This window comes from Mannheimia sp. USDA-ARS-USMARC-1261 (assembly GCF_000521605.1).
GTDB lineage: Bacteria > Pseudomonadota > Gammaproteobacteria > Enterobacterales > Pasteurellaceae > Mannheimia > Mannheimia indoligenes.
The window spans coordinates 1124723-1137094 of record NZ_CP006942.1 but is presented as its reverse complement, the minus strand read 5'-3'; the positions used below and the strand labels follow the sequence as shown (position 1 = coordinate 1137094).

18 protein-coding genes are annotated in these 12372 nt (G+C 41.7%); 14 read left to right on the top strand and 4 right to left on the bottom strand.

The genetic code is table 11. The features are described 5' to 3' along the window. The first annotated feature begins 194 nt into the window (after nucleotides 1–194). From X781_RS05550 to X781_RS05490, 14 genes are all read left to right on the top strand, one after another. Complete coding sequence (locus tag X781_RS05550; protein ID WP_025235903.1) at nucleotides 195–554, top strand: phage terminase small subunit P27 family; 360 nt, start codon at nucleotides 195–197, stop codon at nucleotides 552–554. Next, the gene (locus tag X781_RS05545; protein ID WP_025235902.1) at nucleotides 551–2230 is read left to right on the top strand and encodes a terminase large subunit; all 1680 of its coding nucleotides are present in this window, start codon (nucleotides 551–553) and stop codon (nucleotides 2228–2230) included. The genes X781_RS05550 and X781_RS05545 overlap by 4 nt, the downstream gene beginning before the upstream one ends. Nucleotides 2231–2262: 32 nt before the next feature. Beyond that, the gene (locus X781_RS05540; protein WP_025235901.1) at nucleotides 2263–2526 is read left to right on the top strand and encodes a hypothetical protein; all 264 of its coding nucleotides are present in this window, start codon (nucleotides 2263–2265) and stop codon (nucleotides 2524–2526) included. A gap of 3 nt (nucleotides 2527–2529) precedes the next feature. After that, entirely contained in the window at nucleotides 2530–3003 is a 474-nt protein-coding gene (locus X781_RS05535; RefSeq protein WP_025235900.1) for an HK97-gp10 family putative phage morphogenesis protein, read from the top strand. Between the two features lie 64 nt (nucleotides 3004–3067). Beyond that, nucleotides 3068–3211 carry a hypothetical protein gene (locus X781_RS12385; protein ID WP_200865323.1) on the top strand — a complete coding sequence of 48 codons (144 nt, stop codon included), beginning with the start codon at nucleotides 3068–3070 and terminating at the stop codon, nucleotides 3209–3211. 278 nt (nucleotides 3212–3489) lie between these two features. Then, complete coding sequence (locus X781_RS05530; protein WP_144084201.1) at nucleotides 3490–4056, top strand: hypothetical protein; 567 nt, start codon at nucleotides 3490–3492, stop codon at nucleotides 4054–4056. A gap of 131 nt (nucleotides 4057–4187) precedes the next feature. Further along, nucleotides 4188–4415, top strand: coding sequence for a helix-turn-helix transcriptional regulator (locus X781_RS05525; protein ID WP_025235898.1), 228 nt, complete (start codon nucleotides 4188–4190; stop codon nucleotides 4413–4415). Between the two features lie 2 nt (nucleotides 4416–4417). Next, nucleotides 4418–4762 (top strand): hypothetical protein, encoded by a 345-nt coding sequence (locus tag X781_RS05520; protein WP_025235897.1) that lies wholly within the window; start codon nucleotides 4418–4420, stop codon nucleotides 4760–4762. Between the two features lie 219 nt (nucleotides 4763–4981). Next, a complete protein-coding gene (locus tag X781_RS05515) occupies nucleotides 4982–5452 on the top strand; it encodes an ash family protein (RefSeq protein WP_158497212.1) in 471 nt (156 codons plus the stop codon). Beyond that, nucleotides 5445–5894, top strand: a complete 450-nt coding sequence (locus X781_RS11805) for a hypothetical protein (RefSeq protein ID WP_025235896.1) — start codon at nucleotides 5445–5447, stop codon at nucleotides 5892–5894. The genes X781_RS05515 and X781_RS11805 overlap by 8 nt, the downstream gene beginning before the upstream one ends. Then, nucleotides 5887–6081, top strand: coding sequence for a hypothetical protein (locus X781_RS05505; protein WP_025235895.1), 195 nt, complete (start codon nucleotides 5887–5889; stop codon nucleotides 6079–6081). The genes X781_RS11805 and X781_RS05505 overlap by 8 nt, the downstream gene beginning before the upstream one ends. A 74-nt stretch (nucleotides 6082–6155) precedes the next feature. Next, nucleotides 6156–6353 (top strand): hypothetical protein, encoded by a 198-nt coding sequence (locus tag X781_RS05500; protein ID WP_025235894.1) that lies wholly within the window; start codon nucleotides 6156–6158, stop codon nucleotides 6351–6353. Continuing rightward, nucleotides 6346–6765 carry a hypothetical protein gene (locus X781_RS05495; protein ID WP_025235893.1) on the top strand — a complete coding sequence of 140 codons (420 nt, stop codon included), beginning with the start codon at nucleotides 6346–6348 and terminating at the stop codon, nucleotides 6763–6765. The genes X781_RS05500 and X781_RS05495 overlap by 8 nt, the downstream gene beginning before the upstream one ends. After that, nucleotides 6752–8548, top strand: a complete 1797-nt coding sequence (locus tag X781_RS05490; RefSeq protein ID WP_025235892.1) for a DNA primase family protein — start codon at nucleotides 6752–6754, stop codon at nucleotides 8546–8548. The genes X781_RS05495 and X781_RS05490 overlap by 14 nt, the downstream gene beginning before the upstream one ends. A gap of 416 nt (nucleotides 8549–8964) precedes the next feature. Here X781_RS05490 and X781_RS05485 read toward each other — a convergent pair whose 3' ends face one another. The 4 genes from X781_RS05485 to X781_RS05470 form a co-directional block, all read right to left on the bottom strand. After that, nucleotides 8965–9564 (bottom strand): DedA family protein, encoded by a 600-nt coding sequence (locus X781_RS05485; RefSeq protein ID WP_025235891.1) that lies wholly within the window; start codon nucleotides 9562–9564, stop codon nucleotides 8965–8967. A 1-nt stretch (nucleotide 9565) separates the two neighbouring features. Continuing rightward, nucleotides 9566–10582, bottom strand: coding sequence for an HTH-type transcriptional repressor PurR (gene purR, locus X781_RS05480; protein WP_025235890.1), 1017 nt, complete (start codon nucleotides 10580–10582; stop codon nucleotides 9566–9568). Nucleotides 10583–10747: 165 nt separating this feature from the next. Next, the gene (gene cmoA / locus X781_RS05475; protein WP_025235889.1) at nucleotides 10748–11476 is read right to left on the bottom strand and encodes a carboxy-S-adenosyl-L-methionine synthase CmoA; all 729 of its coding nucleotides are present in this window, start codon (nucleotides 11474–11476) and stop codon (nucleotides 10748–10750) included. A gap of 3 nt (nucleotides 11477–11479) precedes the next feature. After that, complete coding sequence (locus tag X781_RS05470) at nucleotides 11480–12262, bottom strand: alpha/beta fold hydrolase (protein WP_025235888.1); 783 nt, start codon at nucleotides 12260–12262, stop codon at nucleotides 11480–11482. Nucleotides 12263–12372 lie beyond the last annotated feature (110 nt).

Here is a 12372-nt window from a genome sequence, read left to right as displayed (position 1 = left end):
GAATAAATGAACGAAATCCAACTTTGGACTTCGTTTAATAAATAAACAAAGCTCAAATTTGAGCTTCGCGCAAAAATTAAACAATTTCAGCCAGTGGGGGGAGTTTTGGAAAGAAAAGCTCAACCGCTAAGAACCGCCCCCCAATCAAATTTTTACGCACGACAATTTTTTAGAAAATATAGACAGAAAACAGAATGACAAAAAAGAACATCCCCGAAGCCCCGAGCTATTTAGATGAAATCGCGCGCGAGCAATGGCAACGCAAAATCGCAGTACTTGCTGAGCGTGGCGATATTACCGATGAAGACTACACTAACTTAGAGCTTTATTGCGTGAACTATTCGCTTTACCGCCGCGCGGTTCAAGACTTGGCGGAGCGTGGTTTTAGCATTACCAACAGCCAAGGCACAGAAGCACGCAATCCGGCACTGACGGCCAAAAGCGAAGCGGAGAAAATCATCATTAAGATGTCTTCCCTACTCGGTTTTGACCCTGTGAGTCGTCGCAAAACGCCAATCGATACCCAAGAACAAGACGAATTAGACACCCTATGACGAACGAAAAACCGTGGCACGCCTACGCCGTGGCGGTAGAAAGTGGCGAAATCAACGCTTGCCGCCGTATAAAGCAAGCCGTCGCGCGCTACTTTGCCGACTTAGCCAACCCTGCTTACGTTTTCGATGTAGAAACGGTGGAAAAATTCATCAAATTTTCCCGCCTTTGTCCGCACGTCAAGGGGCATTTGTACAAACAGCCGATAGAGCTTTCAGACTGGCAGATCTTTCTTTTTGCGAACCTACTCGGCTTTAAACACGCCGAAAGTGGCTTGCGCAAATATCGTTCGGCTTACGTCCAAGTGGCGCGGAAAAATGCGAAATCGACCGTGGCGGCCGTGCTGGCGAACTGGTTTCTAGTAATGGAAAACGGTCAGCAAGATATTTACACCGCCGCCGTAAGCCGTGATCAGGCGCGGATTGTGTTTGATGATGCCAAGAAAATGGCGCAGTTATCCGCCCCGCTGAAAAAACGGCTCACCATTCAACAGCATAAAATGCTCTATTCGCAAAAAAACAGCCTAATGCGACCGCTTGCGGCGAAATCCAGCACCATAGAAGGCACAAACCCCAGTCTTGCGATCGTGGACGAATACCACCTACACCCCGATAACAGCGTCTATTCTGCGCTGGAACTGGGGCAAGGTGCGCGACCGGAAGGGCTACTATTCGCCATTACCACCGCCGGCAGTAATACGATTTCCGCCTGTAAGCAGCACTATGATTACTGCTGCCAAATTTTAGACGGCACGGAAAAAAACGAGAGCATTTTTATTCTGATTTTCGAATTGGACGACGAAAGCGAAGTTGATAGCCCCGAAATGTGGATCAAAGCCAATCCGAATATCGGTAAATCGATACCCTATGCCGATTTTGAAAACACCATCGCAAAAGCCCGTGGTATTCCGTCGGAATGGGTGGAAATGCTCACCAAACGCTTTAATGTGTGGTGCAATGGTACTACGCCGTGGCTAGGCGAAGGCAACTGGAAAGCGTGCGAGCGGAGCTATAACGAAGAAGAATTACACGGCAAAGTGTGCTATATGGGGCTAGACCTATCCAGCACCAACGACTTGACGAGCGTCTGCTACATTTTCCCGACTGACGACAACAAAGCACGGATTATCACACGGCACTACATTCCCGAATATCAGCTTGAAAACGTGGCCAACAAAAACCGCGCTATCTATCGCCAGTGGGCAAGAATGGGCTGGCTACGCATTACCAAGGGCGACTGTATCGACTACGACCAAATCCGCGACGAGATATTCAAAGACAGCGAGAAATGGGAAATCAAGATGATCGGCTTCGACGTGTGGAACGCCACCCACCTACGTACCCAGCTACAAGGCTACGGGCTGGACGTTGAGCCGTTTCCGCAAACCTACCAGCGTTACAGCCCCGTGGCAAAATCGGCGGAAGTGTTGATAAATCGGCAGATGATTGAGCATAACGGCGACCCCGTGCTTGCGTGGGCATTGTCAAACGTGGTTATGGAAACCGACGCAAACGCCAACATCAAACCGAATAAAAAGAAATCCGCAAATAAAATCGACCCTGCGATCGCCTTTCTAATGGCTCTCGGCACTTATCAGCTTGAACACGGTGATTTAGCCTTTGATATGAGCGAGCAGCAAAAAAATGAATTAAGTCAATTCAACGGAATAGATTTATAACTTTAATTTAACCCTAAAATAAGGACACCAAAATGAAAGCAAAAATTGCTAAAAATAATTTTGTTTTAATGGATCTCGCCATAGATTATTACTTACATCGTGGCACACCACCTTATACTTTTATGAGCTTGTGGAATGATAAAGAACCCTATCCGCTGAATGAATTAAAAATCTGCTTAAAAAAGCGAATAATGATTGCCGTAAACAAACAGAAGCAAGAATTTACACTAGGGAATGATTTACTTATTCAACGTCTAAACAAAAAACTAGAACGATTAAATAAAATCAAGGGGTAATATATGGCTGGTTTTGCCGATTTAATTTCAAAAAAATTAACCCAATTTCAAAACGACCTAGCCAGCGCGCAGAAAAAAGCAATGCGCGAAGGTTTAAAAGCAGGCGTGAAATTATATAAGAATATCGCTAAGCCGCTTATTCCGGTTTTAGGGAAAAGTACGGAATACCGCCAAAAAGGCACAGTGAAAAACAACTTGCGCCACCGGATAAAAATCAAAAGCAAAGACGGGCAATTAAGCGGAAAAGGCGTGATCAGAATACGCCGCGCAGGTGGAAAGAAAATGGCAGCAGTATCAGCCAACACCAAAGACAAAACAGACCCGTTTTACTGGTTTATGCTTGACCGAGGTACTAAGAAAATGAAAGGTGCGCACTTTATGGAAAAAGCCAAAAATGCCGGCGAAGCACGGGCAATCAACGAAGCGAAAAACGTCTATATTGCGACAATGCAGCAATCAATGGCGAAATGGCGGTAACTGTTCTTTTTTTGTCGTTTCTGTGCTATTGTTACTTAACAAGCGATAACACAAGGGGCGAAAAATGCTACTTAAAGAACAAGGCTACGATGAATTTCTAGCGGAAAAAATCCGCCGTGGGCAAGAAGATGTTAAGGCTGGGCGAGTTTTTACCGCCGAGCAATCACGGGCAAGAACACAAGAAGTTATCAGAAAAAAAAGCCGTTAGTTTCACAACTATCGGCTTTTTAAATTACGATAACCAATTTATTTACTGCTTACTTTGTCCAATAAAATTTTAAATGAAGGTTTTACCCTTCCCCTATTGCTACTCAAAGTTAGCGAAGAGAATTATAACACAACAGGATAAATTTAAAATGTCTAAATTAAAAAAAGAACCATCAGTAGAAGAATATCTCGCATTAGTCGAAAAAGAAGAATTAACATCAGATGATTTATTACTTAATTGACAAGGGGTTTCACGCTACATTACACGCATTGGACAATATGAATGATGATGACTTTATAGAAAGTGTAATACAAAACATTGATAATAATAAAGGAAGAAATGACATTACGGATATTAGAATGGCATTAGATAATATAGCTCAATTACTAAAAGAACAAGAAAACAGTAAAAATGAACTACTCTCTATTATTTCTTCCTCTGATGAGTTAAGTGAAGAAATAAAAGCTGGCCTAAAACAAGGCATAGACGCATTACTCACACCCTTTTCCCCTGGTTTTAATTTATTATTAACAGGAATAAATATCCACGCCACCAGTATTTATAAACAACTGGAACTAAATCAAATAATTAACGGAAAATTGAATATTCGATTAAAAAATACGACTCGTGATTATGTGGCAAGAGTAAAAGAAGTGGCGGAAGAAGAATGGGAGAAAAGATTAGAAACCACCTATGATGAAATGATCGCCCTTATCCGAAAAAAATACACGATCACAGAAAAAGACGGGGCGATTAAAAAAGTTCTTAATCAAATTGATCCATTACCGGCGGATAAATGCCGCAGAAATGGCAAAATCGTTGATAAAAAAACACATAAGGCTTAGAAACAACCTTGTAAACCTACAAACACGCTTCTAAGGCTTAGACGATCATTCATCATCTAAACTAAATCAGTAAAAATCCCTCTCGCAACGTTGCTTAATCAATCAAAAGTTAAGTTAAGAGAGGATTTACAATGACACTTTCTCATATCCCACCCCATAAAGCCCCTACTGCGGAAGCAGTATGGGGAACAACCCAAGACACAATGACGATGATCGGCATTAAACGCACCAAGCTAAACAGCTTGATGAAAGACGATCCGACCTTCCCGAAACCTATCCGCCTATCACAAAATCATATTCGCTGGAATTTATCCGAAATCCGCGAATGGATTGCGGCGCAAGAAGCGAAAAGGGGGTAATTATGTCTGTGATAATGAAAGCAATTCAACGTCTGATCACTCACCCGCAGCACGGTTTTACTGAAAAAGACTTTATCGAAGACGGCTACCACCTGAACGCCCGCAACTACGCTTACGATATTGAAAAGCTTATCGATGAAGAACTGATACACGTGCGCCACACCTCACCGGCTGGGCGACCCTACACCAGCTATAAAGCAGCTAATGCGGAACAAATCCACAAATTAGCACAGCTTTATAACAGCAAACTACAAGCTGGGAGAAATCGCAAAAGTTACGCAAATTTCACGCCGTTTAGTGAAAGCCAAATTCAACACGCTATTACACAGCTTGGAAAGCAGGTATAAAAAAAGCGGCGATTTCCTTCGCCGCATTTTCCCCGTTTCCACAGGATTTCTAGAAACTACACTTGATGAAATGACATTTACCGAATAGGACTTCTTAAAATGCGAGAACATTATAACACCATTATGAACAAAATTCATCAAAAATAACAAGAAGATAAATTTATTTCACCTAAAAACCATTTGACACCTTTAACCAAAGCGATTTATATTACAATTGCTGTGGCAAAATCCACAGCCGAGCCTGGAAACTCGAACAAATTACAAATGGCGAACAAAAGCACGCCGTCAAACCGTGCTATTTTTGTTTGTAGCACACGCACACCCAAAGAAAACAGCCAATCCAAAAATGGATTTGCCGGATTTCTCTCTATGGTAGCGTGTAATGGGAAAGGTTCGCCCTTTGCTGTGTTCCATTTGTCGCAGTTTTCCAGCCCGTTGCACGCTATCGCCCAAACCCTGGAAAGTTTAGCGATAGCTCTTCAAAAATCACAAATGGAGCTATTAGCAATGCTATTCAAATTCCTTACCGGCTCACGCCTAAAAATTACTATCCGCGCCAATTCCGAACAGGAAGCCCGCCAACGTTTACAACTTTCAGAAAGCGCAATCTGTATCGCCCGCTATTCCAATGCGTTTCTTGCGCAAAAACAGGCAAAACTGACCGCTTGTAAGGGGGTGATGTATGAGTAATTCAATCCTACAAGCCAAAAAGATTGTACAAAATAAACCAAAAAATCCAATGAATGTACAAAATCACAGCTTGCCAAAAGCGAGCAGTTGCGGGTATGATGAAAACACTACTACACTTGACGGCAACCGCAACCGTTACACAAGCGGTATTTTTTTACCTGAAATTCACCAAACTCACGGGCTTACTACACCCGTGATCTATTCAGATTTTGCGGTAAGGGCGACACCCCGAAATAAGGCGGATTGTATCCGCACGAATAAGGGGGGCTATTCAAGTGTAGCAGTTGAACCCTTATCGCACCCTTTCAGCGATAAATCCCTATCACTAACTAGAACACTTGAAGCTATGAACAAATCAACCCAAACCCCAAAAGGCATTATTGCCAAATTAACCGCATTCCTTTTCGTTCTTTCTGCTGAAAAGGGAGCTTTCTATGCGTAAACCAATCCTACAAGACCAAATCGGCGCACTATGGAATACCGTTTCACTGCTCAACCTACTAAGCAAGGTCAATCCCAGCGTAGCCAAAGCCGGAGAGTTCCAAGACAGTTTAGAGCTGATTGCGAAATCTTTAACCGAGACCGTGAACCAAATCCAAGACTTTGCAGAAGGGGGCAAAAATGCGTAATTTAGAGACCCTTTCACAATTAACTGAACGAACTTAATCAGCACTTAACGCAAGTAAGCGCGCTGATTGATTTTATGAGCGTGGACTACTGCAACAATGAAAACGAGTTTACCGCAAATCCTGAAATTGTCGGAAATCTGCTATGGACGGCGCAAACCTTGCTAGACCACGCGAAGAAATCAGCGGATAAACTTTACCATTTCAACCGCGAAACCTACTTACAGGCACAACTTACACAATCGGTGAAAGTTAAAGGGGGTAAAAATGTGTAATCAACAAGAAGCCCTACTTGATTGGAGCGACTTTAACGAAGCTGAACAGCAATCTATCGCGATTACGTCTAGCAACTTTGAACAAGGCACAAGATTACCGCCTTTCCCGTTTACTGCTGCCGTATTAGATGAGCTGGGTGAGAATTTAGCCCATATCGCCCTTGTTCGCCCAAATTCAGCAAAAAAGTGTATAGATGAATTGGCAGTATTTGAGCGCGTACTACTGGCACAAATGCCCAAAGCACCACGAGACGAAGACGAGCCGACAGCAAAACAGGTTCAAGAATTTCTGCTGTACAGTACAGTGATGTGCTTTTTGGTAGAGCAATTTAAACAGCTGCGCCAACAAATGGCGTTTTCACTGGAACTACTGGAAAACCAAGCACAAGGGGGCAGTAATGGCAAACATTAAGAACGCGCCACACCTGAAACAGCAAAAGGACGAACCACTTCACGCCCTGACGATTTTAGCCGGTTCGCAAGCGTGGGAAGCCTTTGGCGGTGGTAATGGGCAAGAATGGATTTTTCTATGCGAAACCATTAAAACAGACCGCCACCAACCGCCGATCGTGCTGGGTGACAAGCAACTGGCAGAAATCTCACAGCTGCGGATTGCGCCACAAAATCGGCAGGTGGTCGATATTTACCAATTCGGCAACCTAAGCGAACACCACAAGACGGCGATCTGCTTAAACCTTGCCAAACTGACCGACGCGCGCACGGTGGTATTTCACGACAATATCGGGCAAGTGCTGGAAAATGCCAGCGACTACATCGCCCGACTGCGCCAAGATAGCACTCTGGCGGAACAGGTTGTAGAAAGCAGTAAAACCGACGAGCAACGCAGAGCTGAATTCACTGCGCTATTTAAAGAAATGGGCGACAATGAGAAACTGGCCGAATTTTTGAAATGGTATGAAAAACCGCTGCGAATTAACGACCTAAGCAAAGCGATTTACCACTACACCGGCAAAAAATGGGAGATTGTCGAAGACAGCCAAATGGGGCGAAACTTTTTGACCTTCTTCAAGGCAAAAGGCGTTTCACGTTACAGTGCGAACAACATTAAAAATCTGCTTGAACTGCTGAAATATGAAAGCGAACCAATGAGCAAAGCCGATCCGCATTTACTCGCCTTTGCTAACGGCGTACTTCATAAACAGACGGGCGACTTTATGCCGCACGATGAACGGCATTTTTTAACGTCGTTCATCAATATCGATTACTACTCTACCCAAACCGCCACGCCCAACTTTGACAAATGGCTGAATTGGGTAAGCGACAGCAACGACGAGAAAAAACAGCGCATTCTGGCGGCGTTATATATGATATTGACCAACCGCCACGAATGGCAGCTTTTTCTTGAAATTACCGGCGCAGGCGGTACGGGTAAAAGCGTATTCAACCACCTAGCCCGAATTTTGGCGGGTGGTGATGATAACACGGCTTCGATCAGCTTAAAGGATTTAGAGAACCCGACAATGCGCTGCGGCCTGATTGATAAAACCCTGTGCTATTCGCCCGACCAAGAGAGCTATATCAGCGACGGCGGCATTCTACGATCAATCACCGGCGGGGATAGTATCAGCTTTCGCCCGCTCTACCGTGGTGCATTCCAAGACACCGTGAAAGCCGTGTTCTTGATTACCGGCAACAGCCCGATCATCTTCAAAGAGCAAAAAGGCGGCACCTCACGGCGGCGTGTTATCTTCCAATTTAACAAAGTGGTGCGTGAAGAAGAAAAAGACTTTGAGTTACCGCAAAAACTGGAACAAGAAGCCGGTGGAATTGTGCGCTTACTGCTAGACGCATTTCCCGATCCAATCGTGGCGAAGCAACTGCTTGAAGCACAAAAGCACAGTGAAGAAGCTCTCGAAGTCAAAGAAGAGAACGATCACATTCTCCAATTTGCCAAACACTTCGAAGCACGGGAAATCATCAACGGCTTAACCCTTGGAAGTAGCCGACGACCGGATGCACACCGCACGGCATTACATTCTGCCTACTTATATTACTGCGAGCGAATGGGCATTCCCAACCCACTACAACGCAACCGATTTAGACAGGCATTTGAATACGCACTAAAAGAACGAGGGAGCAAACAGCCCTTACGAACGAGAATAAAGGACGGCATCAACGTAACCAACATTTATTACATCAATATCGTCCATTCTTTAAACGAATGGAACGACTAAACCAACAGCCTGGCCCACCCGCTAGGCTTTCTTATGCGCAAAAATCATACAAACAGCATCAAAAAGTGGGAAACCTATCACTTCACAAGTGTTTAAGCACTTACAAAAAATAAATAAAAATCAAAGGGTTACATACAAAAAAGTGTGAATAGAGAAAAGTGAGATAGTTTTAAAAAAGTTTTTTTTGAGAGTTTTTTTGCGGAAAATTTGTGAAATGTTGGTAGAGGGGTTATGATACTTTCCTAAATATATCCCGCACCGAATTGATTTTTTATTTTAGGAACACAGTTAGGAACACGGGTAAAGAAATAAATAAAAAATATCTTTTGAAATCAACTGGTTATGATAAAAATTCTAGTCCAGCTAGTAACAAAAGGCTATCAAATTTGATAGCCTTTTGTCGTTTTAGTCTGTGTTTATTTTTCTGATTTTGTCTTTTTATACCATTTCCAGCCGAAGAACAAAATAACAATACCAAGAATGGCAAAAATAGCGTGTTGCCCATTGCTAACTTGCTCTTTTAACCAATCTAAGTTAGATGCACCATAATCACCTAAATAGACCCAAATTGGCACAGAAATAATTGCGGCAAAGAAATCAACGAGTAAGAACTTTCCAAAGCTGACTTTTCTCGTAATTCCTGATACTAGATAAACGACTGCTCGTAAACCTGGTAAAAAGCGAGCCATAAACAGTAATTTCAGACCCTGTGTTTCAAAACGTTCTTGCACCATAGCAAACCGCTCGGGCGTAGCAATCTTTCGAATAAACGGAAATTGTAGAATTTTTTCGCCATAGATTCTGCCTAACCAATACATCGTACTATCGCCAATAAGTACGCCTAACATACTGACAACAAGCATCCAATGCACATTAGTATAACCTAACCCTGAAATTACCCCTCCTGAAACTAAAGTTATATCTTCCGGGATCGGTAAACCAAAACCACACGCAAGTAAAACCAGAAATACCGCCCAGTATCCGTAGCTACTAAAAAACTCAATTAACGTTTCCATATTACTCCTTAATTGTTAAATTTCTTACTGATTTGCGTTTTACTAATTCAGGGAAGAACTCTAAAACTTTAGGTTCTTTTGCTTTTTCATTATTCTCTATACGCTCTAGTAATAGCTCTAAAGCAGCTGCTCCTAAACGTGATTTTGATTGATGTACTGTGGTGAGCGGTGGTGCATAAAAGCGTGAGCTATGCACATTATCATACCCGATCACAGAAATATCTTGCGGTACATTTAACCCTTTTTCGGTAATAGCTGAAATTGCCCCCAATGCCATCACATCGTTAAAGCAAAATACCGCTGTCGGTAATTCCTTATTTTTAAGGAGATTATTCATACACTCATAGCCGCCTTCCGGCTCGAAGTCGCCTTCTTGAATCCATTCATCTCGCAGAGGTAACCCCGCATCGGATAATGCTTTTTTTACCCCCTCGAAGCGAGTCCTTGCAATTTCTTTATCCAGATTACCTGTAATCACCGCAATCTCTTTATGCCCACTTTCAATTAAATGTTGGGTAGCTAAATAACCGCCATCAAAACCGTGATCTAAAATCATATCAGCTCGAGAATCAGTCATTCCCCAATCCATAATAACCTTTGGTATATTAGTCGTTTCAAAAATATCGAAGGAATTATCAGTATATTCAGAACACATTACTAAAATTCCGTCCACTCGTTTTTTAATTAGCATATCTAAGTGGTTTTCGATTTTTTCCGGTTTATTTTGGGTATTACATAAAAATAGCGAATAGCCTTTGCTGTAGCAAAATTCCTCTACTGCCAACACAATTTCTGCAAAAAATGGCGATTCACTGGTTGTGATGATCATACCAATAGATTTAGTAGTATTAATTTTTAAGCTACGAGCCACCGCACTAGGAGAATAATTTAATGTTTTAATTGCCTCCCAAACAGCTTTAGTGGTATCTTCTGCCACAAAACGGGTTTTATTAATAACGTGTGAAACCGTTGTGGTTGAGACCCCAGCCTGCTTAGCGACATCTTTTATTGTTGCCATTCTCTTTTCCTCAAATTAAGTAAGGGTACATTATAACCGATTCTACCTAACTTTTGTTATAAAGAAAAAAATGAAGTACAAGCGGTTGTTATTTATCAAAAATTTGCAAAAAATAATTAAAAATTATTCACAATCCTTAAAAGTGATGCTTTTTGTTACCGCTTGTTAAGATTTAATTGCAATCATTGAGCCGAAATTAAAACATTGAAACCACAGTTCTATTTGTTCAAAGCCTGCTTCTTTTAAACGCTTTTTATGAGTGTCAATACTGTCTGTTCGCATCACATTTTCCAACGCATTACGCTTTTGGCTTACTTCTAATTCACTGTAGCCGTTTGCTCGTTTGAAAGTATGGTGAAGATCGATCAATAACTCATTCATCACTTCACTTTCAAAAGTAAATTTTTCGGATAACACCAAAATCCCCTTGGAATTTAATCCTTGATAGATTTTTTGTAATAACGTGAGACGATCTTCTCTCGGCAGAAATTGTAGCGTGAAGTTTAACACTACCATTGAGGCATTCTTGATTTCAACTTGGCGAATATCATCAAGTAAAATCTCAACAGGAATATCAGACTGGTAAGCATTTAAATGCGTTTTGCAACGTTCAACCATCGGTTGTGAGTTATCCACCCCGATAATTTTTACATTTTGTGCTTTTAGATTTCGGCGAATAGATAAAATCCCAGCCCCTCTTGAACAGCCTAAATCATAAACTGTTGAATTATCTGTTACAAAGCGTTCCGCTAACATACCAATTGCAGTAATAATATTGGAATAACCCGGCACAGAACGTTGGATCATATCGGGGAAAACTTCCGCAACCGATTCATCAAAGGTAAAATCACCCAATTTTTCAATAGGTGCTGAAAATAAAGTATCTCTTTGCATTTTTTATTTCCCTAAAAATTTATTAATTGCTCGTACAACGGCTTCCGGTTTTTCAGCGTGAACCCAGTGATCGGCATTTGCCACAATAAAGGATTTCGCTTGCGGAAATTGTTTCAATATGGTTTCCGTATGTTCTGCCTGAATATAATCCGACAACGCTCCTTTAATAAAAAGCGTTGGTTTATCCACAAACACGCCATTCCAATCCATTAAATTTTGGTAATTCTGATGTAGTGCCGTTAAATTAAATCGGAAGGATTGTTCGCTTTGAGCATCAAAGGATTTCAGCATAAATTGCTGAACACCTTCATCTGAAATATGCTCTGCCATTACCAATTTTGCTTGTTGCCGAGTTTGAGGCTTTGCCGCTTTTACCGCAAATAAGCCTTCAATAATCTGTTTATGGCGGTTTTGCGTGTAGGTTACAGGGGCAATATCAATCACAATTAATTTATCAACCAATTCCGGAGCAAGATTAGCTAATGCCATCGCACTCTTGCCCCCCATTGAATGCCCTACAATAATTGCATTTTGGATATTTTGTTCAATTAATAACGCTTTTAAATCTTGAGCAATCAAAGAATAATCCATTTCAGAGGAATGAAAAGATCCTCCGTGATTTCTGAGATCCACTCTCAGCACAGCGTAATCTTCTGCAAACGACTTGGCAATAACACCTAAGTTATTCATATCGCCAAATAACCCGTGTAAAAACACCATCGTTTGAGCGTTTGGTTTATTTGCAGACGGTTGATAAAGAAAATTTAAACCTGATTTTTGTGTCATATAACTGTCTTTTTTAGCATAAATTTTCAAGCAAGATCCTCTATAAAAACGCAAAGAAATGCGTATAATAGCATATATAATTACTGCTATTTTATGTTTAAAAAGAATGA

What these genes read in the sequence shown, in the direction of transcription:
- X781_RS05525 (WP_025235898.1), top strand. Translation starts at nt 4,188, where the DNA reads ATGACACTTTCTCATATCCCACCCCATAAAGCCCCTACTGCGGAAGCA.
- purR (WP_025235890.1), bottom strand. Translation starts at nt 10,582, where the DNA reads ATGGCAACAATAAAAGATGTCGCTAAGCAGGCTGGGGTCTCAACCACA.
- X781_RS12385 (WP_200865323.1), top strand. Translation starts at nt 3,068, where the DNA reads ATGCTACTTAAAGAACAAGGCTACGATGAATTTCTAGCGGAAAAAATC.
- X781_RS05495 (WP_025235893.1), top strand. Translation starts at nt 6,346, where the DNA reads ATGTGTAATCAACAAGAAGCCCTACTTGATTGGAGCGACTTTAACGAA.
- X781_RS05530 (WP_144084201.1), top strand. Translation starts at nt 3,490, where the DNA reads ATGAATGATGATGACTTTATAGAAAGTGTAATACAAAACATTGATAAT.
- X781_RS05485 (WP_025235891.1), bottom strand. Translation starts at nt 9,564, where the DNA reads ATGGAAACGTTAATTGAGTTTTTTAGTAGCTACGGATACTGGGCGGTA.
- X781_RS05500 (WP_025235894.1), top strand. Translation starts at nt 6,156, where the DNA reads ATGAGCGTGGACTACTGCAACAATGAAAACGAGTTTACCGCAAATCCT.
- X781_RS05505 (WP_025235895.1), top strand. Translation starts at nt 5,887, where the DNA reads ATGCGTAAACCAATCCTACAAGACCAAATCGGCGCACTATGGAATACC.
- X781_RS05520 (WP_025235897.1), top strand. Translation starts at nt 4,418, where the DNA reads ATGTCTGTGATAATGAAAGCAATTCAACGTCTGATCACTCACCCGCAG.
- X781_RS05470 (WP_025235888.1), bottom strand. Translation starts at nt 12,262, where the DNA reads ATGACACAAAAATCAGGTTTAAATTTTCTTTATCAACCGTCTGCAAAT.
- X781_RS05545 (WP_025235902.1), top strand. Translation starts at nt 551, where the DNA reads ATGACGAACGAAAAACCGTGGCACGCCTACGCCGTGGCGGTAGAAAGT.
- X781_RS05540 (WP_025235901.1), top strand. Translation starts at nt 2,263, where the DNA reads ATGAAAGCAAAAATTGCTAAAAATAATTTTGTTTTAATGGATCTCGCC.
- cmoA (WP_025235889.1), bottom strand. Translation starts at nt 11,476, where the DNA reads ATGCAAAGAGATACTTTATTTTCAGCACCTATTGAAAAATTGGGTGAT.
- X781_RS05535 (WP_025235900.1), top strand. Translation starts at nt 2,530, where the DNA reads ATGGCTGGTTTTGCCGATTTAATTTCAAAAAAATTAACCCAATTTCAA.
- X781_RS05550 (WP_025235903.1), top strand. Translation starts at nt 195, where the DNA reads ATGACAAAAAAGAACATCCCCGAAGCCCCGAGCTATTTAGATGAAATC.
- X781_RS11805 (WP_025235896.1), top strand. Translation starts at nt 5,445, where the DNA reads ATGAGTAATTCAATCCTACAAGCCAAAAAGATTGTACAAAATAAACCA.
- X781_RS05490 (WP_025235892.1), top strand. Translation starts at nt 6,752, where the DNA reads ATGGCAAACATTAAGAACGCGCCACACCTGAAACAGCAAAAGGACGAA.